The following is a 22,849-nucleotide window of genomic DNA, read 5'->3' on the forward strand; positions in this document are numbered from 1 at the left end:
CTTCATCCTCCAATTAGGCTTGCGATCGTCGCGGCGCTCCTGCCGATGGCCGGGAAGCCCCGGGGCATCCTCGTCACCGGCGGGGAGCGGGCGCTTCATGTCGCGGCACGGCGCCCCCGCGGCGCCGGCGCCGTCTAGCTCAACGCCCCCTCGCGGAAGGCACGGACCGTCCGCATGACGCCGCGCAGCTCGGCCAGCCCCTTGAGGCGGCCGATGCACGAGTAGCCGGGGTTCACCCGCTTGCCGATATCGTCCACGAGCAGATGGCCGTGGTCGGGCCGCATCGGGATCACCGCGTCCTCGCGCCCCTCGGCCCGGCGCCGGTCCTCCTCCCGCATCAGCTCGGCGACGAGGGCGAGCATGTCGGTGCTGCCATCGAGATGATCCGCCTCGTGGAAGGAACCGTCGGGCTCGATCAGCACGTTGCGGAGATGCGCGAAGTGGATGCGCGGCCCGAACTCCCTCGCCATCGCGGGGAGGTCGTTCGCCGGGTTGCTGCCGAAGGCGCCGCTGCAGAGGGTGAGGCCGTTCGCCGGTTCCGGCACCGCGTCGAGCAGCGCGCGCGCATCATCCGCCGTGGACATCACGCGCGGCAGGCCGAAGATCGGGAAGGCGGGATCGTCGGGGTGGATGCAGAGGCGCGCGCCCTCCTCGGCGGCGACCGGCGCGACCTCTCGGATGAACTCCACGAGGTTGGCGCGCATCCCCTCCGTGCCGACGTCGCGGTAGATGTCGAGCATGCGCTGGAAGCCCGCGCGGTCGTAGACGAACTCGCGCGCCGGCAGCCAATCGATCAGCACGCGCTCCAGCCGGTCGATATCCCCCTCCGACATGGAGCGGAAACGGGCCTCGGCGGCGGCGATGCGCGCGGGCGGATGGTCGCCCTCGGCGCCGGGGCGGCGCAGCACGAAGAGGTCGTAGGCCGCGAGGTCGGTCCAGTCGAAGCGCAGCGCGGTCCCGCCGTTCGGCAGCGGCCAGTTCAGCTCCGTCCGCGTCCAGTCCGTCACCGCCATGAAGTTGTAGCAGATGACCCCTACCCCGGCGCGGGCGACGGCGCGGATGGAGCTCTTGTAGGCCTCTACCAGCGCGCGAAAGTCGCCGGTGCGGGTCTTGATATCCTCCGCGACGGCGACGCTCTCCACCACGGACCAGACGAGCCCCGCGGCCTCGATCTCGGCCTTGCGCTTCTCCACCTCCTCGGCCGGCCAGGCGCGGCCCTGGTTGAGGTGGTGCAGCGCGCTGACCACGCCCGAGGCGCCGGCCTGCCGCACATGGGCGAGGGTGACGGGATCGTCCGGGCCGAACCAGCGCCAGGTCTCGAGCATCAGCCGGGCCCTCCCACGGAAGCCATGGACCGCCGCGCGCGCCCCTCGATGGCGGCCCAGTCCCCCGCCTTCAGCTCGGCCGCCGGCACGAGCCAGGAACCGCCCACGGCGACCACGTTGGACAGGGCGAGGTAGTCCGGCGCCTCCTTCTCCCCGATGCCGCCGGTCGGGCAGAAGCGTGCCTCCGGGAAGGGCGCGCCCAGCGCCTTGAGGGCGCCGATCCCGCCGAGCTGGGCGGCGGGGAAGAGCTTCACCGTGGAGAAGCCGCGCGCCATCGCCGCCATCAGCTCGGAGGCCGTGGCGATGCCGGGCACGAAGGGAATGCCGGCCGCCGCGGCGGCGTCCAGCAGCTCGGGCGTGGCCCCTGGGGAGAAGGCGAAGGTCGCGCCGATCCGCCGGGCGAGGTCGAGATCCCTGGCGGTGAGGACGGTGCCGAGGCCGACGACCGCCTCCGGCACCTCCGCCAGGATCGCCTCGGCAGCACGGGCGCCGGCCTCCGTGCGCAGCGTCACCTCCAGCGTGCGGACGCCGCCCGCGACGAGCGCGCGGGCGAGCGGCACGGCCGAGGCGGCATCGTGGATCGTCAGCACCGGCACGATGCGCGCGGCGCGCAGGAGAGCGGCGGTCGGGTTGTTCTCGCTCATGGCGTCTCCGGGGCGGGCGGGGATGGCGTGAGGTTGGCCGGCATGGCCTCTCGCGGGATGATCGCGCCGGGATGGCGGACGACGATGCCGGCCAGCCGGTGCCCGGCGAGCACCGCCGCCTCGGGCGCGGCACCGGAGAGGCGCGCGGCGAGATAGGCGGCCGCGAAGCTGTCCCCGGCCGCCGTCGTGTCCACCGGGGTGACGTGCTCGGTGACAGGGACGGCGACGGCCCGCTCGGGCGTCACCGCGATGGCGCCGGGCTCGGCGAGCTTCACCACGGCCTCCGCCACCCCGGCGGCGCGCAGCCGGCCGATCAGCGCCTCCGGGGAGCCCTCCCCTTCCAGCAGTTCGAAATCCTCCACCCCGGCCAGCACGGTGTGGCTGAGCGCGAGAGCGCGCGCATAGGCGGCGCGGGCCTCCTCCCGGTCGGGCCAGCCCCGAGGGCGGAAGTTGCTGTCGAACACCACGCGGCTGCCCCGCGCGCGCGCGGCCTCCAGCGCCACGAAGAGCCGCTCCCGCGCCGCGCCGGGGAAGAGGGAGAGGGTGATGCCGGAGAGGTAGAGCGGGTCCGCCGCCGCCAGCGCCGCCTCGATATCGGGCGTGCCCGGCAGGTCGAAGAGGCGCCGCACGGGCGCGCTGTCCCGCCAGTAGGAGAAGCGGCGCTCGCCGCGCGGGTCGGTCTGGATGAGATAGAGGCCGGGAACCGCCCCGGGCACGCGCGCCACATGGCCCGTGCCCACCCCCTCCCCTTCCCAGGCGCGCAGCATCTCCTCGCTGTGCGGGTCGTCGCCGAGGGCGGTGACGTAGTCCACGGCCACGCCGAGGCGGGCGAGGTAGACCGCCGTGTTCAGCGTGTCCCCCCCGAAGCCGCGCGCGAGCAGCCCGTCCGGCCGCTCCCGCAGCTCGATCATGCACTCGCCTAGACAGGCGAGGCGCCTGATGGCCACGGTCATGCTGCGGCCCCCGCGGCGACCGGGCCGGCCTTGGCCATGCTCCCGGACGGGGCCGTGCCGCGGGCCGCGCCGCAGGAAGCGCGCACCACGAGCCGCGCCGGCAGGACCACCTCCTCCGGCGGGCGGCCGGGCTCGGCCATCCGGCGCAGCAGGAGGCGCCCAGCCTCCTCGCCCACGCGGCGCGGCAGGGTGGAGACGGTGGTCAGCCCGGGCTCGCAGAGCGAGGCCTCCGCGAGGTCGTCCACCCCCGTCACGGCCATGTCGGGCCCGACCCGCATCCCGCGCCGCTCCAGGCCGAGCATGGCACCGAGGGCCAGGAGGTCGTTGAAGCAGGCCACGGCCGTCGGGCGGGAGGGGCCGTCCAGCAGCGCGCCGATCGCCTCGGCCCCGGCACGGCGGGAGACGGGGATCGCGATCGCCGGACCGGGGTCGAGCCCATGGGCGCGCATCGCGCGGGTGAAGCCGGCCCGCCGGTCACGGCTGACGGAGGTGTCGAGGTCGTGGCCGAGATAGGCGATCCGGCGATGGCCGAGCCCGACGAGATGATCCACCACCAGGCGCAGCGCCGCGGCGTTGTCGGACAGCGCACGGTCCCCGCCCGCCTCTTCCGGCACGTGGCGCAGCGCCTGCACCACGGGCATCCCCCATTCGCGCAGCCGGCGGATGAGGGAGGGCGGGGTGCCATGGGCGGGGCAGAGCACCACGCCGTCCACGCCCTGCTCCCGCATGCGCTGGAGGAAGCGTTCCTGCCGCTCCAGCTCCTCCCCGGTGCTGACGAGGAAGGAGACGTAGCTCGCCGCGTCCATCGCCGCGTCCACGCCCAGCGCCATCTCCCCGAAGAAGGGGTTGGTGATGTCGGTGACGATGAGCCCGATCGTGTGGCTGCGCCCGGCGCGCAGCATCGCCGCGCCCCGGTTGTAGGTGTAGCCCAGCGCGTCCACCGCCGCCCGCACCCGCGCCCGCGTCTCCGCCGCGACCACGGGGCTCTCACGCAGCACTAGGGAGGCCGTGGCGCGCGAGACGCCGGCCCGCGCCGCGACGTCGCGCAGCGTCAGCCGGGGCGGCGGGGCGGGGCCGGCCATGGGCTAGTGCGAGTGCCGGGGCAGGCCGGCCGTGTGCGCCACGTCCTGGTAGGAGGTGGAGAAGTCGAGGCAGGCGCCGTCCGAGAGCTGGCCCACCCGCTCCCGGTAGAGCTGCTGCCACGGCGTCTGGTTCTTCGGGACGAAGGGCTTCAGCGCCGCCCGGCGCGCCGCCAACTCCTCCTCGGGCAGCAGCACGTCCACGCGCCGCTGGCGCAGGTCGAAGCGCACGCGGTCGCCGGTGCGGAGCAGGGCGAGGCCGCCGCCCACCGCCGCCTCGGGCGAGGCGTTGAGGATGGAGGGGCTGGCCGAGGTGCCGCTCTGCCGCCCGTCGCCGATGCAGGGCAGCGCCGTGACGCCGCGGCGGATCAGCTCGTCAGGCGGCTGCATGTTCACCACCTCCGCCGAGCCGGGATAGCCCACGGGACCGCAGCCGCGGATGAAGAGGACGCAGTACTCGTCGATCGCCAGGGCGGGATCGTTGATGCGCGCGTGGTAGTCCTCCGGCCCCTCGAAGACGATCGCGCGCCCCTCGAAGGCGTCGGGGTCCTCGGGGTTCGAGAGATAGCGCGCGTGGAACTCCTTCGAGATCACGCTCGTCTTCATCACGCCGGTGTCGAAGAGGTTGCCCCGCAGGACGAGCATCCCCGCCTCGGGCATCAGCGGCGCGTCGAAGGAGCGGATGACGTCGCGGTCCGCCACCTCGATCGGGGCCAGCACCTCGGCCATCGAGCGGCCGCTGACGCCGACGGGCTCGCCGTGCAGCAGGCCGGCATCCAGCAGCTCCCGCATCACCGCCGGCACGCCGCCCGCCCGGTGGAAGGCCTCGCCGAGATAGGCGCCGGCGGGCTGGCAGTTCACCAGCAGCGGCAGCGGGTGGCCGACGCGCTGCCAGTCGTCCAGCGAGAGGTCCACGCCCGCGTGGCGCGCGATGGCGATGAGATGCGGCGGGCAGTTCGTAGAGGCGCCGAGCGCGGAGGCCACCATGATGGCGTTCTCGAAGGCCGGCTTCGTCATCACCTTGAGCGGCGTCAGGTCCTCATGGACCATGTGCACGATGCGCAGCCCGGTGTCGTAGGCCATCTGCCCGCGCTCGCGATAGGGCGCGGGGATGGAGGCGCAGTTGGGCAGGCTCATGCCGAGCGCCTCGGCGAGGCAGTTCATCGACAGCGCCGTGCCCATGGTGTTGCAGTGACCGACGCTGGGCGCGGAGGCGGCGGCGATCCGCATGAACTCCTCGTAGTCGATCTCGCCGGCGGCGAGGCGCCGGCGCGACTCCCAGATGATCGTGCCGCTGCCGGCGAGCCGGCCCTTGTAGTGCCCATCCAGCATCGGCCCGCCGGAGAGCACGATGGCCGGGATGTTCACCGTCGCCGCCCCCATCAGCAAGGCGGGCGTGGTCTTGTCGCAGCCCGTGGTCAGCACCACGCCGTCGAGCGGGTAGCCGTACAGAACCTCGACGAGGGAGAGATAGGCGAGGTTGCGGTCGAGCGCGGCGGTCGGGCGCTTGCCCGTCTCCTGGATCGGATGGCAGGGAAATTCGAGCGGGATGCCGCCGCCGTCTCGGATGCCCGCCTTCACCCGCTCGGCCAGCGCGAGGTGGTGACGGTTGCAGGGCGCGAGGTCGCTGCCGGTCTGGGCGATGCCGATGATCGGGCGCCCGGATTGCAGCTCGGCGCGCGTCAGGCCGAAGTTGAGGTAGCGCTCGAGATAGAGCGCCGTCATGTCCGGATCATCCGGATCGTCGAACCAGGCCTGGCTGCGCAGCTTGACCATCGGGCCTCCCACCCTCCTGAGGCCTTGGCGGCCCGTCCTTCTTCTGGCCGACCACTTGGATCGATCCAATAGCCGGTTCTAGGCCCGCGCCCTCGCGGGGGTCAATGCTGCGCGCCGGCAGGACGCGGAACTGTGACGCGGACTCGATTGCGGGGGAGAACGCGCGCTCCCCTCAGCGCCAGTTGCGCGCGGCCCAGTTCTCGACGCGGGAGGCGAGCAGGAAGGAGGTGACGGAGATGACCGTCGCGATGGCGCTCGCGGCCAGCGCCTTCTCCATGTCGAAGTCGCTGCGGGCCGCCGCGAAGAGGTAGCCGAGCCCGCTCGTGCCCATCAGGAACTCCGCGACCATCGCGGCCAGGATGCTGTTCGCCGCGGCCAGCCGCAGCGCCACGGACATGTCGGGCACCGCCGCCGGGAGGGCCAGCAGGGTCAGCCGCCGCCAGGTGGAGGCGCCGAGCACGCGGAACAGGTCGGCGCTGCCGGGCGGCAGGGCGCGCAGCCCCGCGCCGGTGAAGACGAAGGAGGGGAAGAAGGAGATGATGACGACGATCGCCAGCACCGTCCGCATGTCGTAGCCGAAGATGCGCGCGAGCACCGGGATCAGCGCGACGACGGGCACCGAGGCGAAGATGATCCCGAGCGGCGTGAGAAGCCCGGCCAGCAGGGAGGAGAACCAGGTGAGCACGGCGAGGCCGGCCCCCAGCAGCAGCCCGAGCACCAGCCCCAGTGCTGCGAGCGCGAGCGTCTGCGCCGTGCTGGAGAGATAGAGGCCCGGCGCGTCGGCGAGGCTGCGCAGGATCGCCGCGGGGCCGGGGAGCACGATGCTGTTCACCCCGCTCAGCCCGACCCAGATCTGCCAGAAGAGCAGGATCGCGAGGATGCCCCAGGACGCCCGGAGCGCGCGGAGGACGGCGCTCATCGCAGCCGCGCCACGACGCCGCGATGCAGCGCGCCCAGGATGGCGAAGAGGCTGAGCGAGACCATCACCGCCAGGAGCACCGCGCTCCAGAGAAGCGGGATCTGGAAGTTCTGCATCGCGTTGATCACCAGCACGCCCAGGCCGCGCGGGGCGCCGAACCACTCGCCGATGATCACGCCGATCAGCGCGCTCGGCGCCGCGAGGCGCATGCCGCTGACGACGGTCGGCAGGGAGAGGGGAAGGTCCAGCCGGATGAAGCGCGTCCAGCGGCTGCCGCCGAGGACCTGCACGAGGTCGCGCAGCGCGGGCTGCGTGGCGCCGAGCCCCGAGGCGGTGGAGACGTAGAGGATGAAGAAGGTGTTCAGCGCCGCCAGCGTGGCCGGCGTCCCCTCCCGCCCGACGAGCAGGATCAGCAGCGGCGCGAGGGCGACGGAGGGGACGGCGTGGATGAAGGCGTTGGTGCGCTCCAGCCCCTCGCGCAGCGGCGCGACGAGATGGGCGAGGACGGCGGCGCCGATCCCCGCCGCCCAGCCGATGGCGTAGCCGGTGCCGAGGGAGGAGAGCGTCGCGCCCAGCGCGCGGGCGAAGAGCGGCTGCCGGTTCTCGTCCGCGAGCAGGGCGAGCACGGCGCTGAGGGGCGGCCAGCTCAGCCCGAGCCAGCGTCCCTGCCCCACGGCCTCCCACAGGGCGAGGAAGCCGAGGATGCCGAGCGAGCCGAGGAGGAGGGCCTTGCGCTGCTCCGTCATGGCAGCTCCGCCGGCGGGTGGAGCGCTTCCGTCAGGTCGTCCGACATCCCGTGGAACAGGTCGGAGCGCATGATGGAGGGATGGCGGGGCCGCTCGAAGGGAACGTCCACCACCCGCACCACGCGCCCCGGGCGCCCGCTCAGCACCACGATCCTGTCGGAGAGGAACAGCGCCTCGCCGACATCGTGGGTGACCAGCAGCGTCGTGGTGCGCTGCTCCGTCCAGATGCGCTGCAGCTCGATGTTCATCCCACGGCGCGTCACCGCGTCGAGCGCGCCGAAGGGCTCGTCGAGCAGGAGCACGTCGGGCTTCAGCACGAGGGCGCGCGCGATCGCCACGCGCTGCCGCATCCCGCCGGAGAGCTGCCTCGGCCGCGCCTTCTCGAAGCCCGAGAGGCCGACGAGGCGGATGAGCCCCGCCACGCGCTCCGCATCCACGCGCATCCCCGCCACCTTGAAGGGGAGCGCGATGTTCGAGGCCACGTCGAGCCATGGGAGCAGGGCGTGGTCCTGGAAGGCCACGCCGAGCCGGTGCTGGCGGGACAGCTCGGCGGGCGGCCGTCCCTCCACGGCCACACGCCCCGCGCTGGGCTCCTCCAGTGCCGCGACGAGGCGCAGGATGGTGCTCTTGCCGCATCCGCTGGGGCCAAGCAGCGTGACGAACTCGCCTTCGGCGAGGGAGAGGGAGACGTCGTCGAGCGCGGTGAACTCCCGCCCGCCCTCCAGCCTGAAGCGCTTGGTGACGCCCTCGACGGCGATTGCCGGCTGCGCGTCCATCAGGCGGTCCCCATCAGGCAGTTACCGCCGCGTCGAAGCGGGCCATGATCTCCGGGCGCCGCTGCTTCAGCCGGGCGCGGATCTCCTCGAGGTCCACCGTCAGCAGGCGGCGGTCCTTCACCACCAGCGCGCCGTCGACGATCACGTCCTGCACGTCCCGCCCGACGATGCAGGAGGAGGCGATGAAGAGCGGGTCGGTCGCGCCCATCTGGTCGGGATCGGTGGTCTGGACGAGGATCATGTCGGCACGCTTGCCGACTTCGAGGCTGCCCAGCTCGTCACCCATCCCGAGCGAGCGGGCGCCGCCGCGCGTGGCGATCTTCAGCAGCTCCTCCGCGCTCATCGGCACGCGCTGGTGATAAGGATGCCCGATCTGCGCGGCCTGGCCGACGCGGGCGGCATGGGCCACTTGGAAGATGTCCATCGTGGCCGCGCCCGCCGCGCCGTCCGTGCCAAGGCCGATCGGCACGCCGCGCCGCCACATCTCCTGCAGCCGCGGCACGCCGAGGCCGTAATTGCCCCAGGCGCAGTGGCAGGCCGTCAGCCCGTGCTCAACATAGAGGTCCACCTCCTCCGCCGAGAGGGTGACGGAATGCGCGCAGTGGAGATGCGGCCCCAGCGCGCCGAGCTGGTCCAGATACTCGGTCGGGCGCCGGCCGAAATTCTCCAGCGCGTAGTCCACCTCGTAGGTGCCCTCGCCGAGGTGGGTGTGGATCCGCACCCCCTCCTGCCTGGCGGAATCCGTGAGCCCCCGGATCAGCTCGGGCGTGCAGACGATGATCTGCCGCATGGACATCCAGGCCTGCACCCGGCGGTCCGCGCCCTTCCAGCGGCGGACGAGCGCGAGGTTGCGGTCATGCGCCTGCTCGGTCGTCATCAGCATGGAGCCGGGCACGGCGCGGCCCGCGAAGGCCGTGTTCTGGTCCACGGTCGAGAGGGCGACGAAGCCGCGGATGCCGATCTCCTCCGCCGCCCGCGCCATCTCGTCCGGATGCGGGCCGCCGGCCTCGGCGAAGCAGGTCGTGCCGCAGAGGAGCATGTTGGCATAGGTGACGAGGCCGCTGAGATGGACGTCCTCGGGCTCCAGCAGCCCCTCGAAGGGGATGTAGTAGTTCTTCCAGGGCGGGTTCCGCAGCGGCGCCTTGCGGCTCATCTCCGGCAGCTTGCCGCGCAGCAGCTGCTGGGCGGTGTGGACATGGCCGTCGATCATGCCGGGCATGGCGATGCGGTCGCGGCCATCGAGCACCGTCGATGCCCGGATGCCCTCGGCCTCGCCCGCCGGGCCGATCCAGGCGATGCGCCCGCCCGCGATTGCCACGGCGCCGTCCTTCAGCACCGTGCCCGCATCATCCATGGTCACGACATCGCAGCCGCGGACAAGGATGTCCGCGCCGCCCTGGGGCAGTTCCATCGTCACAGCCCCTGATGCGCCTCGGCCACGAGGGAGAAGTCGGCGATGCGGTCGACATCGGGCAGGTTGGTCCGCCCCGCCGCGCGCGCCCCGTCATACATCACGCCCGCCATCAGCGCGCGGTCGAGGGAGAGGAGCGGCCGGCCCGGCTCGTCGTAATGGGTGAGCGGGATCTGGAGCGCGTTCTGGCGGGTCTGCTGCTTGAGGTCGAGGCCGAAGTCCACGCCGTAGCGCTGCACCGCCAGCCGCGGCGCGAGGGAGGGGTCGCGCTCGTTCTCCTGCATGCCCCCGATCAGGCCGCGGAGGTAGCCGACCACGGCGGGGCGGTTCCGCTCCACATAGGCGCGCGGCGCGGCGAGGACGGAGCCGTAGGTGCGGAAGCCCAGCTCGTCGAAGCTGGCGAAGAAGAAGTCCTTGTCCCGCACGAGCCCCATGTTCTCGAGCGTGATGACCTGGTTCGTGCTGAAGGCGGTGTAGCCGTCGCCCTGCCCGCTCAGCAGCGGCTCCGGGGAGAAGCCGGCCGGCACCTGCGTCCACTGCACCGGCAGGCCGGCGATGGCGAGGGTGGCGTCGATCGCCGTCTTCTCCGGCGCGCCCTGGGCGAGGATGCGGGCGCCGACGAGGTCCTGCGGCCGGCGGATCGGCTTCTTGGCGAGGGAGACGATCCCGAGCGGGCTCTTGGGGAAGACCACGCCGACCATGACGAAGTCGTTGCCGCGCGTCACCGCGTCGAGGAAGGGGAACCAGCTGGTATAGCCGAGATCGGCGCGGCCGGCGGCCAGCACCACCGGGGCGGCCGGCGCGTTCGGCCCGCCCGGTGCCCATTCCAGCTCCACCCCGTGCTTACGGAACAGGCCCTTCTCCAGCGCGACCCACTCGCCGGCATACTGGACGTTGGGAATCCAGCCGAGCTGGAGGCGGGTCTTGGCCAGGCCTTGCGCTGTCCCCTGGGCGGCGGCGCCCCGGAGGATCAAGGGCGCGGTCAGGCCGGTGGTGGCGATGGCGGCCAGCAGGCGGCGGCGGTCAGGGAGCATGGTGCGGGGAACCCGGGAATCAGGACGGGCGTGACCAAGCATGGAGCGGGCCAGAGTTTCAAGGGGGCCTCCGGCAGCGGCGTCAGGGGGAGGCCCCCCATCACCCGCCCGCCCCGGCCGGGCTCTCCACCTCCTGCGCCCGCCACAGCGCGGCATAGGCCCCGCCGGCGGCGAGCAGCGCCCCGTGCCGGCCTCGCTCGACGATCCGCCCCTCCTCCATCACCGCGATCTCGTCGGCGTCCCGCACCGTCGAGAGCCGGTGCGCGATGACGAGGGTGGTCACACCGCGGGCGGCGGCCTCCAGCCCGGACTGGATCGCCCGCTCGGTCCGGGTGTCGAGGGAGGAGGTCGCCTCGTCCAGCAGGAGGAGCCTCGGCCGCTTGAGCACGGCGCGCGCGATCGCCACGCGTTGCTTCTCGCCGCCGGAGAGGCGCAGCCCGCGCTCGCCTACCACCGTCTCCCAGCCATCCGGCAGGGTGGCCACGACGCCCTCCAGCCCGGCGAGGCGCGCGGCGCGCAGCATCTCCTCCTCTCCCGCCCCGGGCCGGGCGAAGAGGAGGTTGGCGCGGAGGGTGTCGTGGAACAGCACGGTGTCCTGCGGCACCACCGCCACCGCCTCGCGCAGCGCGGCCAGGGAGAGATCAGCGACGGCTACGCCGTCCATCCGGATCGTGCCGCCATCGGGCCGGTAGAGGCCGCAGAGCAGGCGGGCCAGGGTGGACTTGCCGGAGCCGGAGCGGCCCACCACGGCGAGGCTCCGCCCGGCCGGGATGTCGAGATCGACGCCGCGCAGGACCGGCCGGCGGGGATCGTAGCCGAAGCGGAGACCCTCGATCCGGACGGCGAGCGGGCCGCTGCCGGGCAGGTCCCGCCCGCCGGGGGAGAGGGCCAGCTCGTCCGGCTCGTCCATCAATTCGCGCAGCCTCGCCGTGAGGTCGAGGCCCTGGACCATCTCCCGCGCCATGCCCCCCAGGCGCTCGACCGGCCCGACGACCTGCAGCACATAGGCGTTCACCAGCACGAAGCCGCCGGGGGTCATGCGCCCCGCCGCCACCTCGCGCACGGCGAGCAGGAGGGTGGCGCCGAGCGCGAGGGCGAAGATGGCCGAGAGAGCCAGCCCGTTCCGCGCCACCGCCCGGTTATAGGCCTGCCACGCCGTCCCCCCGCGGGTGAAGGCCTCCCCGATCCGCTGCCCGACCAGCGGCTCGCGGGCGAAGAGCTTCACGGTCTCCTGGTTCGCCAGCGCGTCCGCCGCGACGCCCTGCGCCTCGGCATCGGCCCGGGCGGCGGCGCGGAAGCCCTCGCGCTGCCCGAGGATCCCGCGATGGAAGGCCCAACCATAGGCGAGCACGAAGAGGAGCAAGACGCCAGCGAGGGTGGGCGGCACGGCCGCGACCGCGAGCACCGTGGCGACCGTGCCCATCTCTACGAGGAAGGGCAGCCCGGTGAGGACGACGGCGTCCAGCATGCGGCGCCAGCCCCGTACGCCGTCCGTCACGGTCCGCGCCAACTCCCCCGCCCGGCGCCCGAGATGCAGGCTGTGCGGCAAGGCGATCGCATGGGCGTAGGAGCCGCGGTAGAGATCGCGCTCGAGCCCGCGCGCGACCTCGCCATGGATGAGCGACACGCCCTGCCGCAGCGCGCGGGAGAGGCCGGCCATGGCGGCATAGGCCGCCGCGGCGAGCGCCGCCCCGGTCGCCTGCCCGGCCGCGAGCCCGTCCACAGCCGAGGTTAAGGCCAGGGGCGCGAAGCCCTGCAGCGCCGCGCCCAGCGCGACGAGGGCGGCGACCAGCACCAAGCGCCGCCGGCCGGCGGGGGAGATGTCGCGCCAGGGGCCCTGCCGGAGCTGGGCCCAGGCATCGCGGAAATGGCGGCGCCTTGCGCCCTCCGGGATGCTGTTCCCCGCGTCCGATGACGGCGAGGCGCCGTCGCCCGTTGCCCCGTCGGGCGCGGGCTGAGGAGGCCTCATGGGCGGGACCGGCCCGGTTCTCGCGACGCCCCGACCGGCACGAGGCCGCTCGGCATGCCGAGCCGGGCGTAGGCGGCCAGCCCCCGCATCCCGCGCTCGACAGCCCCCATCAGCTCCGCTCCACGGCCTGGGCCGCGGCGTCGAGGGCTGCCGCGATGCTCTCGGCCGCATCCGCATCGAGCGGGCCGCGCCGGAGGCGCAGGCGTGGGGCGAGCTTCAGGTTTTCCATGCCCCGGGTCACCGGCGCCGGCACGCCCTCACGCCCCTCGCCGCCGCCGCTGCGGGAGAAGAGGGCGTCGACGGTCTGGCGGTTCGCGGCGAGGAAGCCCTCGCCCTCCGGGGTGAGGCGGTAGCGTTTGCGGCCTGCCTCCTCGGCCTCGATCACGGCGTAGCCCATGGCTTCAAACCAGGAGGGGGTCGGATAGATAACGCCGGGGCTCGGGCTGTAGCTCCCGCCCCGGCGCTCGCCGATCGCCTTGATTGATCCGTAGCCGTGCCGCGGCTGTTCCGCGAGCACGGCGAGAACGACGAGGCGCAACTCGCCATCGTCGAAGAGCCGCCTGCCATAGCGTCCGCCATGCCGGCCCCGGCTTCCGTGCTCGGGATGATGGCAGCGGTGCCGGGGGTACCTGCCGTGCCGCCGGTCGGCGGCCTCGGGACAGCAGGCAGCGGGGCGGCCCCGGCCGCCTCCGCGATCATGACTCATGCAACCGATATAGATCGCGATCTATCTCAGTTCAGACATGCCGAGATCTATATCACCTGCTCGTGAAGCCTTGCGGTGAGGGCCGGTATCAGGCCGACCTGCCCCCTCTCATGTAGTGGCGCTCCGGGCGGTAGCCGTCACGCGAGAACCAGGCGCGGAGTAGCGAGATCACCTTGCGGGACCGGCCGCCTCGCTGGGCCAGGCTGTTCCAGCGCGACATCAGCCTGCCCCCCGAAGGCGAGCCGGTGAGGTATCGCCACGAGTGCCTAGGCAGTCCCGACTTGCCTGCGATGCGGAGGCGCGGGCGGTCGAACGACGCTCGACTGGCCCGAGTGGTTGGTGGAGTGTCGCCAGGGAGAGAAGGGGGAAGGGATCCGCAGGGCTCACGGAAATCTGTCCACAAAGAGGGCGACGGCTGGCGCCCGTTATCACGACTTCGTGATTTCATTCTATGCACCCGCCAGGGTTGCAGGATCAAGAGAAATTCGGCGCAACAAAGCGCTCCGGTCGGACCGAATCGTTTCAGCAACAGGATCCGCCGCCGGTCGGCCGACTCGACAGCACACAACTCACGGAAACTTTACAACTTCCAGTTGAGGCCCGATGATGTCCCCGGGGCCGCCCGATAGCCGGGCAAAACGGAAGCCAGATTCATGACCGCCTCCCTTCTCTCCGTCTCTCGCACCCGCTCGGTGCCGGTTGCCTACGGGCTGTGGCTCGTGGGCGGGCTCTGCGGCCTTCACCGGCTCTACCTCGGGCACAGGCTCAGCGCGGTCGGCATGGGGGCGACGACGCTGCTCTCCCTGCCGCTGGTCACCACCGATCCCGGCCTTCTCGGGCTGGTCACCACGACGGTCTGGGCGCTCTCGGACCTGATCCTGATTCCGGAAATGGCGCGCGGGCTCGACGGCGTGGCCGCACCGGCTACGGCCTGACCGGACGGGCCCGGAGGTCGGGCCGAGCGCCGCAGAGATAGTGGGACAGGGCACCCGGGAAGCGCGTGGTCAGGCCGGCCACGCCGGCCTTCCGCCGAAAAAGCACACATGCTTATCGTACAATGTGAGCCCGCTCTTTGGGCTCCGATCCGCCCGTTTTCCGTCCGTCGGCAACACTTTCGACGACACCGGTCCAGCCTCGCCAGCCAGGCAATCCGCAGCACGGAACGCCTCCGATCGTGTAATTACGGTTTTTCCGCTTGCTGGTCGTTGTTCTCGGCTATAGATCGCCCCTGCCAGGAACTGCCTCGCCCGAGCTGCGTCCGTCGCGCCCGGGAAGAAGGCGCCACGATCACGGACAGGACGCTAGGACATGGCCCGCCTACCCCTTCGTACGCCCGAGGACGCGCCCCAGGAGGCCCGCGACCGCCTCCTCGCCGCCCAGAAGAACAACGGCTTCCTGCCGAACCTCGTGCGGCTCCTGGCCAATGCGCCGACGGCGCTGGAGGCCTATCAGGTCGTCTCCGGCATCAATGCCCGCGCCGGGCTGACGCTTGCTGAGCGCGAGGCCGTGCAGATCACCGCCGCCGCGACCCATGGCTGCGGCTTCTGCGTGGCCGGCCACACCGCCATCGCCACGAAGAAGGCGGGGATGGACGAGGCCACCGTCGGCGCGCTGCGCGGCGTGGAGGCGCCCGCCGATCCGCGTCTCGCCGCGGTGGCCGCCTTCACCTCCGCGGTGATCGCCTCGCGCGGCGGGGTTCAGGAAGCCGAGCTCGCGGCCTTCCGCGCTGCGGGCTTCACCGACGCGAACGCGCTGGAGGTGGTGCTCGGCGTCTCGCTCGCCACCCTCTGCAACTTCGCGAACAATCTGGGCCAGCCCGAGCTGAACCCGGAGCTGGCGCAGTTCCGCTGGGAAGCCCCGGCCCGGCACGCGGCCTGAACCGCCATGGCCACTGCCCTCGACCCCGCGCTCCACGACTGGCTCGACGCCTCCGCCACGGCGCTCGATGCCGGCACGGCCGATCCCGCCTCGGTGCTGCCGCGCCTGGGCGAGGCCGGGCTGTTCCGCGCCGGGGTGCCGCAGGCGCTCGGCGGGGCGGGCGGTGGCGTCACCGACGCCGTAGAAGGCATCGCCGCGGTTTCGGAGCGCTCCCTCGCCGCGGGCTTCGTGGCCTGGGGGCAGCGCACCTTCATCGAGTACCTCCTGCAGAGCCCGAACGGGTCCCTGCGGGAGCGCCTCCTCCCCGCCCTCCTCGCCGGGGAGGTGGCCGGCGCCACCGGCATGTCCAACGCCATGAAGGCGCTTTCCGGGCTCGAGGAGATCGGCATCACGGCCCGGCCCGGGGAAGCCGGCCATGTCCTCGACGGGCGGCTGCCCTGGGTGACGAACCTGCGGGCGCAGGGCTTCCACGTCGCGGCCGCCGTCGCGCCCGCCGGGGGCGAGCCCTTCTGCGTCGCCCTGCCGCACGACGTGCCGGGGCTCCGCCGTTCGGAGGATCTCGACCTCATGGCGATGCGCGGCACCTCCACCGCCGCGATCGAGATCGAGGGCGTGGAGGTCGGGCCCGAGAGCGTGCTTCATCCCTCGGCCAGGCAGTGGCTGCCCCAGGTGCGGCCGGCCTTCCTCGGGCTGCAATGCGGCATGTCCATCGGGTTGGCGCGCCGCGCCCTGGCGGAGGCGGCGCTCTGCGGGGGCGCCGCGCGCCACGTGCTGCGCGAGCCCGTGGCGGAGCTGCGGGCGGGGCTGGCCGCGCGGGAGCGCGCCCTGCGGGAGGGCCTGCGGGACGGGCGCTTCGCCGCCGACGCCCCTTCCCTCTTCCGCATCCGCATCGCCCTGGCCGGGATCGTCGCCGAGGCCTCGGGGCTGGAGCTGCAGGCTTCCGGCGGCCGTGCCTATCTCACCGGCCCCGGCGAGGGCTTCGCCCGCCGCTGGCGCGAGGCCGCCTTCATCCCGGTGATCACGCCCAGCCTCGTCCAGCTCCGCGCCGCCCTCGCCGGACAGGCCGCGCGCGCCGCATGAGCGGCGTCCCCTCGCTGCGGGCCGAGGGCCTGGACCTCCGCCATCCCGGCGCGGAGCGGCCGGTCCTGGCGGGGCTCGACCTCGAGCTGCATCCCGGCGAGATCGTCGCCGTGCTCGGCCCGAGCGGGGTGGGGAAGTCCAGCCTGCTGCGTGTGCTGGCGGGGCTGGAGAGGCCGAGCGCCGGCCGCGTGACGATGCACGGCGCGCCCCTCACCTCCGTGCATCCGCGCGTTGCCATCGCCTTCCAGGACCCCTCCCTCCTGCCCTGGCTCACGCTGGAGCGGAACGTCGCCTTCGGGCTGGACTTCCGCCACCAGCCCCGGCTGGGCGCCGATCTGCGGCGGGCCCGGGTGGATGCCGCCATCGCCGCTGTGGGGTTGGAGAGGGCGCGGCACCAGCCGCCCTCCGCCCTCTCGGGCGGCATGGCGCAGCGCGCCGCCCTCGCCCGCTGCCTCGCGCGCGAGCCGGAGGTGCTGCTGCTGGACGAGCCCTTCGGCGCGCTGGACGAGGTGACGCGGGAGGAGATGCAGCACCTGCTGCTGCGCCTCGTCCCGCGCTTCCGCACGGCCACGCTTCTCATCACCCACGACATCGACGAGGCCCTTCTCCTCGCCGACCGCGTGCTGCTGCTCGGCGGCGCGCCGGCCGGGGTGATGGGCGAGTGGAGCATCGACCTGCCCCGCCCGCGCGACGAGATGGTCGCGGAGATGGGCGGCCTCCGCGTCGAGATCCTGCGGACCCTGCGCGCCGCCATCCGCCAGCGCCACTGACCCGATGCCATTGACCCGAAGCCGTTGACGAGGAACGCCATGGCCACCGAGATCTTCTCCCGGCGCGACGCCGTGCGGCTCGCGGGCCTGTTCACCGCGGCCGGCGCCGCGCCGCTGCTGCGCGCCGGCGCCGCCCGCGCCCAAGCGACTGGCGCCTCGCCCGACGCGCCGCTGCGGATCGGCTACCTGCCCATCACCGATGCCACGCCGCTGCTGGTGGCCCACAACAACGGGCTGTTCGAGGCCGAGGGCATCCGGGCGGAGAAGCCCACCCTCCTCCGCTCCTGGGCCCAGCTGATCGAGGCCTTCCTCGCGGGGCAGGTGGACGTGGTGCACGTCCTCTCCCCCATGGCCGTCTGGGCGCGCTTCGGCAGCAAGGCCCCGGCGAAGGTGGTGGCCTGGAACCACATGGACGGCTCCGCCCTCACCGTCGCGCCCGAGATCAACGGCATGGCCGATCTCGGCGGCCGGACGGTGGCGGTGCCCTTCTGGTACTCCATCCACAACGTCGTGCTCGGCATGATGCTGCAGGGCGCCGGCCTCACGCCCGTCACGCGGCGCAGCGGCTCGCCCGCGGCGAACGAGGTGAACCTCGTCGTCATGGCGCCCTCCGACATGGTGCCGGCGCTCGCGGCCAAGCGCATCGCCGGCTACATCGTGGCCGAGCCCTTCAACGCCGCGGCCGAGGCGCAAGGGGTGGGCAAGGTGCTGCGCTTCACCGGCGATGTCTGGCGCGACCATGCCTGCTGCGTCGTGCTGATGAACGAGCGCGACCTGGCCTCTCGGCCGGACTGGTCGCAGAAGGTGGTGAACGCGCTGGTCAAGGCGCAGCTCTGGACCCGCGACCACCGCGCCGAGACCGCCCGCCTCCTCTCGCGGGAGGGCGCGAACCGCTACACGCCGCACCCGCTGCCGGTGTTGGAGAAGGTGCTCTCCCCGGCCGGGACGGACCGCGCCGCCTATCTCGCCTCCGGCGCCATCCGCCACGCGGATTGGAGCAACCGCCGCATCGACTTCCAGCCCTATCCCTTCCCCTCCTACACGGAGGAGCTCGTGCGGCGCCTGAAGGGCACGCTGATGGAGGGCGACCGCGCCTTCCTCGACGCGTTGGACCCCGCCGCGGCGGCGCGGGAGCTGGTGGACGACCGGTTCGTGCGCCGGGCGGTCGAGGCGGTGGGCGGTCCCTCGGCCTTCGGCATCCCCGCCGGCTGGACCCGCACCGAGACGATCGCGATCTAGCCGCGCCGCCATGTCCGACCACGCCCTTGCCGGCCGGGAGGCGCGCCCCGCCGCCCGCCTTCCCCGCCGCCCCCGCGCGGGCTCCGCCCCGGGGCGGGTCCTGCTCGGGCTGGCGGGGATTCTCGCCATCCTGGCGGCCTGGTGGACGGGGACGGACCTGCTCGCCCCGGCCGGGAGCATGGCGCGCCGCTTCTCCCCCGGCGGGGCGCTGGCCAGCCTCGCGGCGCTGCTCGCCGAGCCCGACCTCCCTCTGCATGTCTGGGCGAGCCTGCGCCGCGTCCTGTCCGGCCTCGCCCTGGGGCTGCTGGTCGGCGTCCCGCTGGGCCTCGCGATCGGGAGGCTGCGCCTGCTGGAGGCCGCCACCACGCCGGCCTTCCAGTTCCTGCGGATGATCTCGCCCCTGTCCTGGATGCCGCTGGCGGTGATGGTCTTCGGCGTGGGCGACCAGCCCATCCTCTTCCTCCTCGCCTTCGCCGCCGTCTGGCCGATCATGCTGAACACGGCGGCCGGGGTGCGCGGGCTCGATCCCCGCTGGCTCCAGCTCTCCCGCAGCCTGGCCGCGACGCGGTTCGAGACGCTCTGGCGCGTGGTCCTGCCCGGCATCCTCGGCCCGATGCTGACGGGGCTGCGCCTCGCTATCGGCATCGTCTGGATCGTGCTGGTGCCCTGCGAGATGCTCGGCGTCTCCGCCGGGCTCGGCTACATGATCCTCGATGCGCGGGACCGCATGGCCTATTCGGAGCTGATGGCGGTGGTGCTGCTGATCGGCCTGCTCGGCTTCCTTCTCGACGCCGCGGCGCAGGGGCTGCACCGGCTGCGGGGCGGCTAGGCCGCGCCCTTCCGCGACCCGCCGGGGCCGTTGCGATGGTCCATCGCCGCGCGGGGCGGGCCTGTCCCGTGACCTCCGCGCCCGGCCCGCGTTCCCCGGCACGGACACAGCGGCCGGGGGAGAGACATCATGGCTGGAAACAGCGCGCCGGTGCGGGTGAACCGGGCGCCCGTCCTCACCCTCTGGGCGGCGGTCGTCGCGGAACGGCTGGGCCACCCGCCGGACACGGCCCTGAGCCTCGCCAGCATCGTCGCCGGGACGGCGGCGAGGGCCAAGGCGCGCCGCCTCGGCATCGCCGAGGAGGAGCACGACCATGGCAAGGCGCCCCCTCCGGCCAAGCGCGAGACGGTCCGGTTCCTCGGGCGGGACATCCCGATAACGCATGACGAGGACGGCGTCGTGCTCGCCGATGCGGGCGATGGCAGGCCCGCCCCGGCCGCGCCGCCGCGGGCCTATGTCGCCAAGGCGTTCGGGACGCGGCTGGAGGAGGTAAGGGCCGCCATGCGCGACCTCGCCCTCTCCCTGGAGCCGGATGAGCTCAACCGGGTGGGCTTCCATCTCTACGAGCGCTTCCGCCCGGAGGTCCCGGCCGATGCGAGTGGCTGGGGAGCGAAGGGGCTGCTCGACCTGGAGAGGATACGCTCCGCAGCCTCGCACTGATCGCCCGGTGCAGGAGCCGTCATCATTCCTTCACCGTGAAGTCATTCGAATGAATTCTCGGCCGGGCTAAGCTCCCGCCCGAGATGACCGACCTGCGCCCCTCCGCCGACTGGCTCGCCGTCCTGGCCGCGCTCACCGCGGAGATCCGCGAGGGCGTGCTCACCCCGGGCACGCGGCTCGCGACGGAGCCGGCCCTGATGAGCCGCTTCGGCGCCGGCCGGCACAGCGTCCGCCGCGCCATCGCCGCGCTCGAGGCCGAGGGGCTGGTCCGCACGCGCCAGGGCAGCGGCACCTATGTCCGCGAGGCGCCCGTGCTGAACTACCGGCTCTCCGGCCGCACGCGCTTCTCCCAGAACCTGCTGGAACAGGGGCGGGAGCCCTCGGGCCGGGTGCTCGGGGTGGAGGACACCGCCGCGCCGCCGGGGGTGGCGGAGGCGCTGCGCCTCCCGCCGGGCGAGCCGGTCTTCCGCGTCCGGCATCTCGGCCTCGCCGATGGCGTGCCGGTCGACCTCTCCGATGCCTGCTACCCCGCCCGCCGCTTCCCCGGCATGGCGGAGGCCTGGGCGGGGGCGGGCGGCGCCAGCGCCGTGCTCGCGGGCTACGGCATCACCGACTACCGACGGGTATCCAGCACCGTGCTCGCGCGCCTTCCCAGCGCCGAGGAGGCGCGGCTGCTGGACCAGCCGGCGGCGCAGCCCGTCCTCGTCGTCCGCAAGGTGGATGCCGACACGGCGGGCGTCCCCATCGCCTTCTCCGAAACCCTCTGGGCCGGGCAGCGCGTGCAGCTCCTGGTCGACCATGCCACGCGCGAGGAGTCCCTTCATGTGGATCGCTGACCTCCGGCTCGTCCTGCCGGACCGTGTCATCCCCGGCGGCGCCGTCCGCATCGAGGGCGGCCGGATCGCGGAGCTGGCCGAGAGCGCGCCGCGCGGCCCCGCGCTGGATGGCGGCGGGCACCTGCTCATCCCCGGCCTCGTGGACCTGCACGGGGACATGATCGAGAAGGAGGTGGAGCCGCGCCCCGGGGCCGCCTTCCCCGTCGACGTCGCCATCGCGGAGCTGGACACGCGGCTGGCCGCCTCGGGCGTGACCACCGCCTATGCGGGCCTCTCCTTCGCCGAGGGCAAGGCGGGGGCGCATCTCCGCACGGAGGACCGGGCGCGCGGCGTGATCGAGGCAGTGGCGCGGCTGCGGGACGGGCTGCGGGTGGACCTGCGCGTCCATGCTCGCTTCGAGGTGACCGTCGCCCGCGCCGAGCCGGTGCTGCGGGACCTGCTGGCGCGCGGCCTCGTCCACCTCGTCTCGCTGACGGACCACACGCCGGGCCAGGGCCAGTACCGGGACATCGAGCAGTATGTCCGCTACCAGACCCGTGCCCATGGCGAGGACGCCGCCGCCGCCGAGGCCCGCGCCCGCCAGCGCATGGCCGCCCCCCCGGCCTGGGAGGTGGCGCGCGGCGTGACGGCGCTGGCCCGCGCCCAGAGCATCCCCATCGCCTCGCATGACGACGACACGCCGGAGAAGGTGCGGCTGATGCAGGGGCTCGGCGCGACGATCAGCGAGTTCCCCGTGACGCTGGAGGCCGCCGCCGAGGCGCGGCGCCTGGGGATGGCGACGATGATGGGTGCGCCGAACGCCCTGCGCGGCGCCTCGATGACGGGCAACGCCACCGCCCTCTCCGTGATGCAGGCCGGGCTGTTGGACGCGCTCGCGGCCGACTACCACCAGGGAGCCATGCTGCCGGCCGTGCTCGGCTGGGTGCGCGAGGATCTGCTGCCGCTGCACGAGGCCGTCGCCCTCGTGACCTGCAACCCCGCCCGCGCGGCGGGGCTGGCGGATCGCGGCGCGGTCGCGCCCGGCGCGCGGGCCGACCTCGTCCTGCTCGACGACAGCGGCGCCGCCCCTCGCCTGCGCGCCGTCTGGCGGGCTGGGCGGATGATCCATTCCGACGGCTGGTCCGGCCGCGCCGCCGCCGCCGTGGCGGAGGCCGCATGAGCGAGGCGACCACCGAGCAGCGCCGGGGCTGGATGGGCGTGCTCGCCCGCGCCGGCGCGAAGGGCATCCTCCCGCGGCTGGAGGGCGCCCCGCCCCTGCCGCCCCATTCCCGCCTGCGCGGCCCCGAGATCGGGCTGACCATGCTGCGCGGCCGCGCCGGCGGCGACGGCGCGCCCTTCAACCTGGGCGAGATGACCGTCACCCGCTGCGCCGTGCGGCTGGAGGACGGGCGGGTGGGCCACGCCTACCTCGCCGGGCGTGACATGCGCGGGGCCGAGCTGGCCGCGGTGCTGGACGCCGCGCTGCAGGACCCCGAGCGCCGCCCCGGCCTAATGCGGGCGGTGGTGGACCCGCTGGCGGCCGAGCAGGCCGCGGCGCGGGAGGCATCGGCGCGCAAGGCGGCCGCGACACGGGTGAGATTCCTGACCATGGCGAACATGCGATGAGCGCGCGCGATCGGCTCAGGCCCCCCGTGGCCGCGACGGCGGGCACCCTCCTCCCCGGCTTCGCCGACCCCGTGCTTGACGCGCAGTCGGCCTTCCGGGCCGTGCTGGAGGCAATGGCCCGCCCCGGCCGGGTGCAGCGCCTCCCGCGCCCGCCCGCGCCCCCGGCGCCGATCCTTCCCGCGGCCGGTGCCGTCCTGCTGGCCCTGGTGGATTCGGCCACGCCCGTCCTCACCGATGCCGGGGCGGAGGCCGAGGCCTGGCTGCGCTTCCACGCCGGCTGCCCCCTCGCCGACGGCCCCGCCGAGGCCGACTTCCTGCTGGCGACCGGCACCCCGCCCCCCCTCGCGGCCCTGCGCGCGGGCACGGACGAGGATCCGCAGCTCTCCGCCACGCTCATCCTCCAGGTGCAGGCGCTTGAGGAGGGAAGCGGCTGGCGCCTGACGGGGCCGGGGATCGAGCGCGAGCACCGGCTGCGCGTCGCCGGCGCGCCGCCCGGCTTCATCGCGGAGCGGACCGCGAACGCGGCGCTCTTTCCGCGCGGCGTGGACGTGATCCTCTGCGCCGGGGACCGGGTCGCCGCCCTGCCCCGCACCACCCGGATCGAGGAGGGCTGA

Annotated in this window: 23 protein-coding genes; 11 read left to right on the forward strand and 12 right to left on the reverse strand. The window is 73.7% G+C overall.

Annotated features, from left to right (window positions below; genetic code table 11):
* Nucleotides 1–134: 134 nt before the first annotated feature.
* From uxuA to FHS87_RS10615, 12 genes are all read right to left on the reverse strand, one after another.
* On the reverse strand, nucleotides 135–1,325 hold the full coding sequence (uxuA, locus tag FHS87_RS10560; RefSeq protein WP_184517484.1) for a mannonate dehydratase: 1,191 nt from the start codon (nucleotides 1,323–1,325) through the stop codon (nucleotides 135–137).
* Nucleotides 1,325–1,969: a bifunctional 4-hydroxy-2-oxoglutarate aldolase/2-dehydro-3-deoxy-phosphogluconate aldolase gene (eda, locus tag FHS87_RS10565; RefSeq protein ID WP_184517487.1), complete on the reverse strand. Its 645-nt coding sequence runs from the start codon at nucleotides 1,967–1,969 to the stop codon at nucleotides 1,325–1,327. The genes uxuA and eda overlap by 1 nt, the downstream gene beginning before the upstream one ends.
* Complete coding sequence (locus FHS87_RS10570; RefSeq protein WP_184517491.1) at nucleotides 1,966–2,922, reverse strand: sugar kinase; 957 nt, start codon at nucleotides 2,920–2,922, stop codon at nucleotides 1,966–1,968. The genes eda and FHS87_RS10570 overlap by 4 nt, the downstream gene beginning before the upstream one ends.
* Nucleotides 2,919–4,004, reverse strand: coding sequence for a LacI family DNA-binding transcriptional regulator (locus FHS87_RS10575; protein ID WP_184517494.1), 1,086 nt, complete (start codon nucleotides 4,002–4,004; stop codon nucleotides 2,919–2,921). Before FHS87_RS10575 ends, FHS87_RS10570 begins: the two co-directional genes overlap by 4 nt.
* Nucleotides 4,005–4,007: 3 nt before the next feature.
* On the reverse strand, nucleotides 4,008–5,777 hold the full coding sequence (locus FHS87_RS10580; protein ID WP_184517497.1) for an IlvD/Edd family dehydratase: 1,770 nt from the start codon (nucleotides 5,775–5,777) through the stop codon (nucleotides 4,008–4,010).
* Between the two features lie 172 nt (nucleotides 5,778–5,949).
* Nucleotides 5,950–6,696: an ABC transporter permease gene (locus FHS87_RS10585; protein ID WP_184517500.1), complete on the reverse strand. Its 747-nt coding sequence runs from the start codon at nucleotides 6,694–6,696 to the stop codon at nucleotides 5,950–5,952.
* Complete coding sequence (locus FHS87_RS10590; RefSeq protein WP_184517503.1) at nucleotides 6,693–7,442, reverse strand: ABC transporter permease; 750 nt, start codon at nucleotides 7,440–7,442, stop codon at nucleotides 6,693–6,695. Before FHS87_RS10590 ends, FHS87_RS10585 begins: the two co-directional genes overlap by 4 nt.
* Complete coding sequence (locus FHS87_RS10595) at nucleotides 7,439–8,218, reverse strand: ABC transporter ATP-binding protein (protein WP_184517506.1); 780 nt, start codon at nucleotides 8,216–8,218, stop codon at nucleotides 7,439–7,441. The genes FHS87_RS10590 and FHS87_RS10595 overlap by 4 nt, the downstream gene beginning before the upstream one ends.
* A gap of 13 nt (nucleotides 8,219–8,231) precedes the next feature.
* Nucleotides 8,232–9,629 (reverse strand): amidohydrolase family protein, encoded by a 1,398-nt coding sequence (locus FHS87_RS10600; RefSeq protein ID WP_184517509.1) that lies wholly within the window; start codon nucleotides 9,627–9,629, stop codon nucleotides 8,232–8,234.
* Nucleotides 9,630–9,631: 2 nt separating this feature from the next.
* The gene (locus FHS87_RS10605) at nucleotides 9,632–10,663 is read right to left on the reverse strand and encodes an ABC transporter substrate-binding protein (RefSeq protein WP_184517512.1); all 1,032 of its coding nucleotides are present in this window, start codon (nucleotides 10,661–10,663) and stop codon (nucleotides 9,632–9,634) included.
* Nucleotides 10,664–10,763: 100 nt separating this feature from the next.
* Nucleotides 10,764–12,632, reverse strand: a complete 1,869-nt coding sequence (locus FHS87_RS10610) for an ATP-binding cassette domain-containing protein (RefSeq protein WP_184517515.1) — start codon at nucleotides 12,630–12,632, stop codon at nucleotides 10,764–10,766.
* A 109-nt stretch (nucleotides 12,633–12,741) separates the two neighbouring features.
* A complete protein-coding gene (locus tag FHS87_RS10615) occupies nucleotides 12,742–13,170 on the reverse strand; it encodes a PadR family transcriptional regulator (RefSeq protein WP_246418309.1) in 429 nt (142 codons plus the stop codon).
* An 821-nt stretch (nucleotides 13,171–13,991) separates the two neighbouring features.
* Between FHS87_RS10615 and FHS87_RS10620 the strand changes: the two genes are divergently transcribed.
* From FHS87_RS10620 to phnH, 11 genes are all read left to right on the forward strand, one after another.
* Nucleotides 13,992–14,273 (forward strand): TM2 domain-containing protein, encoded by a 282-nt coding sequence (locus tag FHS87_RS10620; protein ID WP_184517521.1) that lies wholly within the window; start codon nucleotides 13,992–13,994, stop codon nucleotides 14,271–14,273.
* A gap of 373 nt (nucleotides 14,274–14,646) precedes the next feature.
* Nucleotides 14,647–15,216 carry a carboxymuconolactone decarboxylase family protein gene (locus tag FHS87_RS10625; protein ID WP_184517524.1) on the forward strand — a complete coding sequence of 190 codons (570 nt, stop codon included), beginning with the start codon at nucleotides 14,647–14,649 and terminating at the stop codon, nucleotides 15,214–15,216.
* 6 nt (nucleotides 15,217–15,222) lie between these two features.
* Nucleotides 15,223–16,296: an acyl-CoA dehydrogenase family protein gene (locus FHS87_RS10630; protein ID WP_184517527.1), complete on the forward strand. Its 1,074-nt coding sequence runs from the start codon at nucleotides 15,223–15,225 to the stop codon at nucleotides 16,294–16,296.
* A complete protein-coding gene (locus FHS87_RS10635; RefSeq protein WP_184517530.1) occupies nucleotides 16,293–17,066 on the forward strand; it encodes an ABC transporter ATP-binding protein in 774 nt (257 codons plus the stop codon). Before FHS87_RS10630 ends, FHS87_RS10635 begins: the two co-directional genes overlap by 4 nt.
* Nucleotides 17,067–17,105: 39 nt before the next feature.
* Nucleotides 17,106–18,305 carry an ABC transporter substrate-binding protein gene (locus FHS87_RS10640; RefSeq protein WP_184517533.1) on the forward strand — a complete coding sequence of 400 codons (1,200 nt, stop codon included), beginning with the start codon at nucleotides 17,106–17,108 and terminating at the stop codon, nucleotides 18,303–18,305.
* A 10-nt stretch (nucleotides 18,306–18,315) separates the two neighbouring features.
* On the forward strand, nucleotides 18,316–19,134 hold the full coding sequence (locus FHS87_RS10645; RefSeq protein WP_184517536.1) for an ABC transporter permease: 819 nt from the start codon (nucleotides 18,316–18,318) through the stop codon (nucleotides 19,132–19,134).
* Nucleotides 19,135–19,263: 129 nt separating this feature from the next.
* Nucleotides 19,264–19,794 (forward strand): hypothetical protein, encoded by a 531-nt coding sequence (locus tag FHS87_RS10650; RefSeq protein ID WP_184517539.1) that lies wholly within the window; start codon nucleotides 19,264–19,266, stop codon nucleotides 19,792–19,794.
* Nucleotides 19,795–19,877: 83 nt separating this feature from the next.
* Nucleotides 19,878–20,630, forward strand: coding sequence for a phosphonate metabolism transcriptional regulator PhnF (gene phnF, locus FHS87_RS10655; protein ID WP_184517542.1), 753 nt, complete (start codon nucleotides 19,878–19,880; stop codon nucleotides 20,628–20,630).
* Nucleotides 20,617–21,789, forward strand: coding sequence for an alpha-D-ribose 1-methylphosphonate 5-triphosphate diphosphatase (locus FHS87_RS10660; protein WP_184517545.1), 1,173 nt, complete (start codon nucleotides 20,617–20,619; stop codon nucleotides 21,787–21,789). The genes phnF and FHS87_RS10660 overlap by 14 nt, the downstream gene beginning before the upstream one ends.
* Nucleotides 21,786–22,235, forward strand: coding sequence for a phosphonate C-P lyase system protein PhnG (gene phnG, locus FHS87_RS10665; protein WP_184517548.1), 450 nt, complete (start codon nucleotides 21,786–21,788; stop codon nucleotides 22,233–22,235). Before FHS87_RS10660 ends, phnG begins: the two co-directional genes overlap by 4 nt.
* Nucleotides 22,232–22,849 (forward strand): phosphonate C-P lyase system protein PhnH, encoded by a 618-nt coding sequence (gene phnH / locus FHS87_RS10670; RefSeq protein WP_184517551.1) that lies wholly within the window; start codon nucleotides 22,232–22,234, stop codon nucleotides 22,847–22,849. The genes phnG and phnH overlap by 4 nt, the downstream gene beginning before the upstream one ends.

This window comes from Muricoccus pecuniae (assembly GCF_014199205.1).
In the GTDB taxonomy this organism is placed as follows: Bacteria; Pseudomonadota; Alphaproteobacteria; order Acetobacterales; family Acetobacteraceae; genus Roseomonas; species Roseomonas pecuniae.

Excerpts from the sequence above, each read along its gene's own strand:
- FHS87_RS10625 (WP_184517524.1), top strand. The coding sequence starts at position 14,647 with ATGGCCCGCCTACCCCTTCGTACGCCCGAGGACGCGCCCCAGGAGGCC.
- phnG (WP_184517548.1), top strand. The coding sequence starts at position 21,786 with ATGAGCGAGGCGACCACCGAGCAGCGCCGGGGCTGGATGGGCGTGCTC.
- FHS87_RS10575 (WP_184517494.1), bottom strand. The coding sequence starts at position 4,004 with ATGGCCGGCCCCGCCCCGCCGCCCCGGCTGACGCTGCGCGACGTCGCG.
- FHS87_RS10660 (WP_184517545.1), top strand. The coding sequence starts at position 20,617 with ATGTGGATCGCTGACCTCCGGCTCGTCCTGCCGGACCGTGTCATCCCC.
- FHS87_RS10585 (WP_184517500.1), bottom strand. The coding sequence starts at position 6,696 with ATGAGCGCCGTCCTCCGCGCGCTCCGGGCGTCCTGGGGCATCCTCGCG.
- FHS87_RS10580 (WP_184517497.1), bottom strand. The coding sequence starts at position 5,777 with ATGGTCAAGCTGCGCAGCCAGGCCTGGTTCGACGATCCGGATGATCCG.
- phnF (WP_184517542.1), top strand. The coding sequence starts at position 19,878 with ATGACCGACCTGCGCCCCTCCGCCGACTGGCTCGCCGTCCTGGCCGCG.
- FHS87_RS10605 (WP_184517512.1), bottom strand. The coding sequence starts at position 10,663 with ATGCTCCCTGACCGCCGCCGCCTGCTGGCCGCCATCGCCACCACCGGC.
- FHS87_RS10595 (WP_184517506.1), bottom strand. The coding sequence starts at position 8,218 with ATGGACGCGCAGCCGGCAATCGCCGTCGAGGGCGTCACCAAGCGCTTC.
- phnH (WP_184517551.1), top strand. The coding sequence starts at position 22,232 with ATGAGCGCGCGCGATCGGCTCAGGCCCCCCGTGGCCGCGACGGCGGGC.
- FHS87_RS10650 (WP_184517539.1), top strand. The coding sequence starts at position 19,264 with ATGGCTGGAAACAGCGCGCCGGTGCGGGTGAACCGGGCGCCCGTCCTC.
- FHS87_RS10610 (WP_184517515.1), bottom strand. The coding sequence starts at position 12,632 with ATGAGGCCTCCTCAGCCCGCGCCCGACGGGGCAACGGGCGACGGCGCC.
- FHS87_RS10640 (WP_184517533.1), top strand. The coding sequence starts at position 17,106 with ATGGCCACCGAGATCTTCTCCCGGCGCGACGCCGTGCGGCTCGCGGGC.
- uxuA (WP_184517484.1), bottom strand. The coding sequence starts at position 1,325 with ATGCTCGAGACCTGGCGCTGGTTCGGCCCGGACGATCCCGTCACCCTC.
- FHS87_RS10590 (WP_184517503.1), bottom strand. The coding sequence starts at position 7,442 with ATGACGGAGCAGCGCAAGGCCCTCCTCCTCGGCTCGCTCGGCATCCTC.
- eda (WP_184517487.1), bottom strand. The coding sequence starts at position 1,969 with ATGAGCGAGAACAACCCGACCGCCGCTCTCCTGCGCGCCGCGCGCATC.
- FHS87_RS10635 (WP_184517530.1), top strand. The coding sequence starts at position 16,293 with ATGAGCGGCGTCCCCTCGCTGCGGGCCGAGGGCCTGGACCTCCGCCAT.
- FHS87_RS10645 (WP_184517536.1), top strand. The coding sequence starts at position 18,316 with ATGTCCGACCACGCCCTTGCCGGCCGGGAGGCGCGCCCCGCCGCCCGC.
- FHS87_RS10630 (WP_184517527.1), top strand. The coding sequence starts at position 15,223 with ATGGCCACTGCCCTCGACCCCGCGCTCCACGACTGGCTCGACGCCTCC.
- FHS87_RS10570 (WP_184517491.1), bottom strand. The coding sequence starts at position 2,922 with ATGACCGTGGCCATCAGGCGCCTCGCCTGTCTAGGCGAGTGCATGATC.
- FHS87_RS10600 (WP_184517509.1), bottom strand. The coding sequence starts at position 9,629 with ATGGAACTGCCCCAGGGCGGCGCGGACATCCTTGTCCGCGGCTGCGAT.
- FHS87_RS10620 (WP_184517521.1), top strand. The coding sequence starts at position 13,992 with ATGACCGCCTCCCTTCTCTCCGTCTCTCGCACCCGCTCGGTGCCGGTT.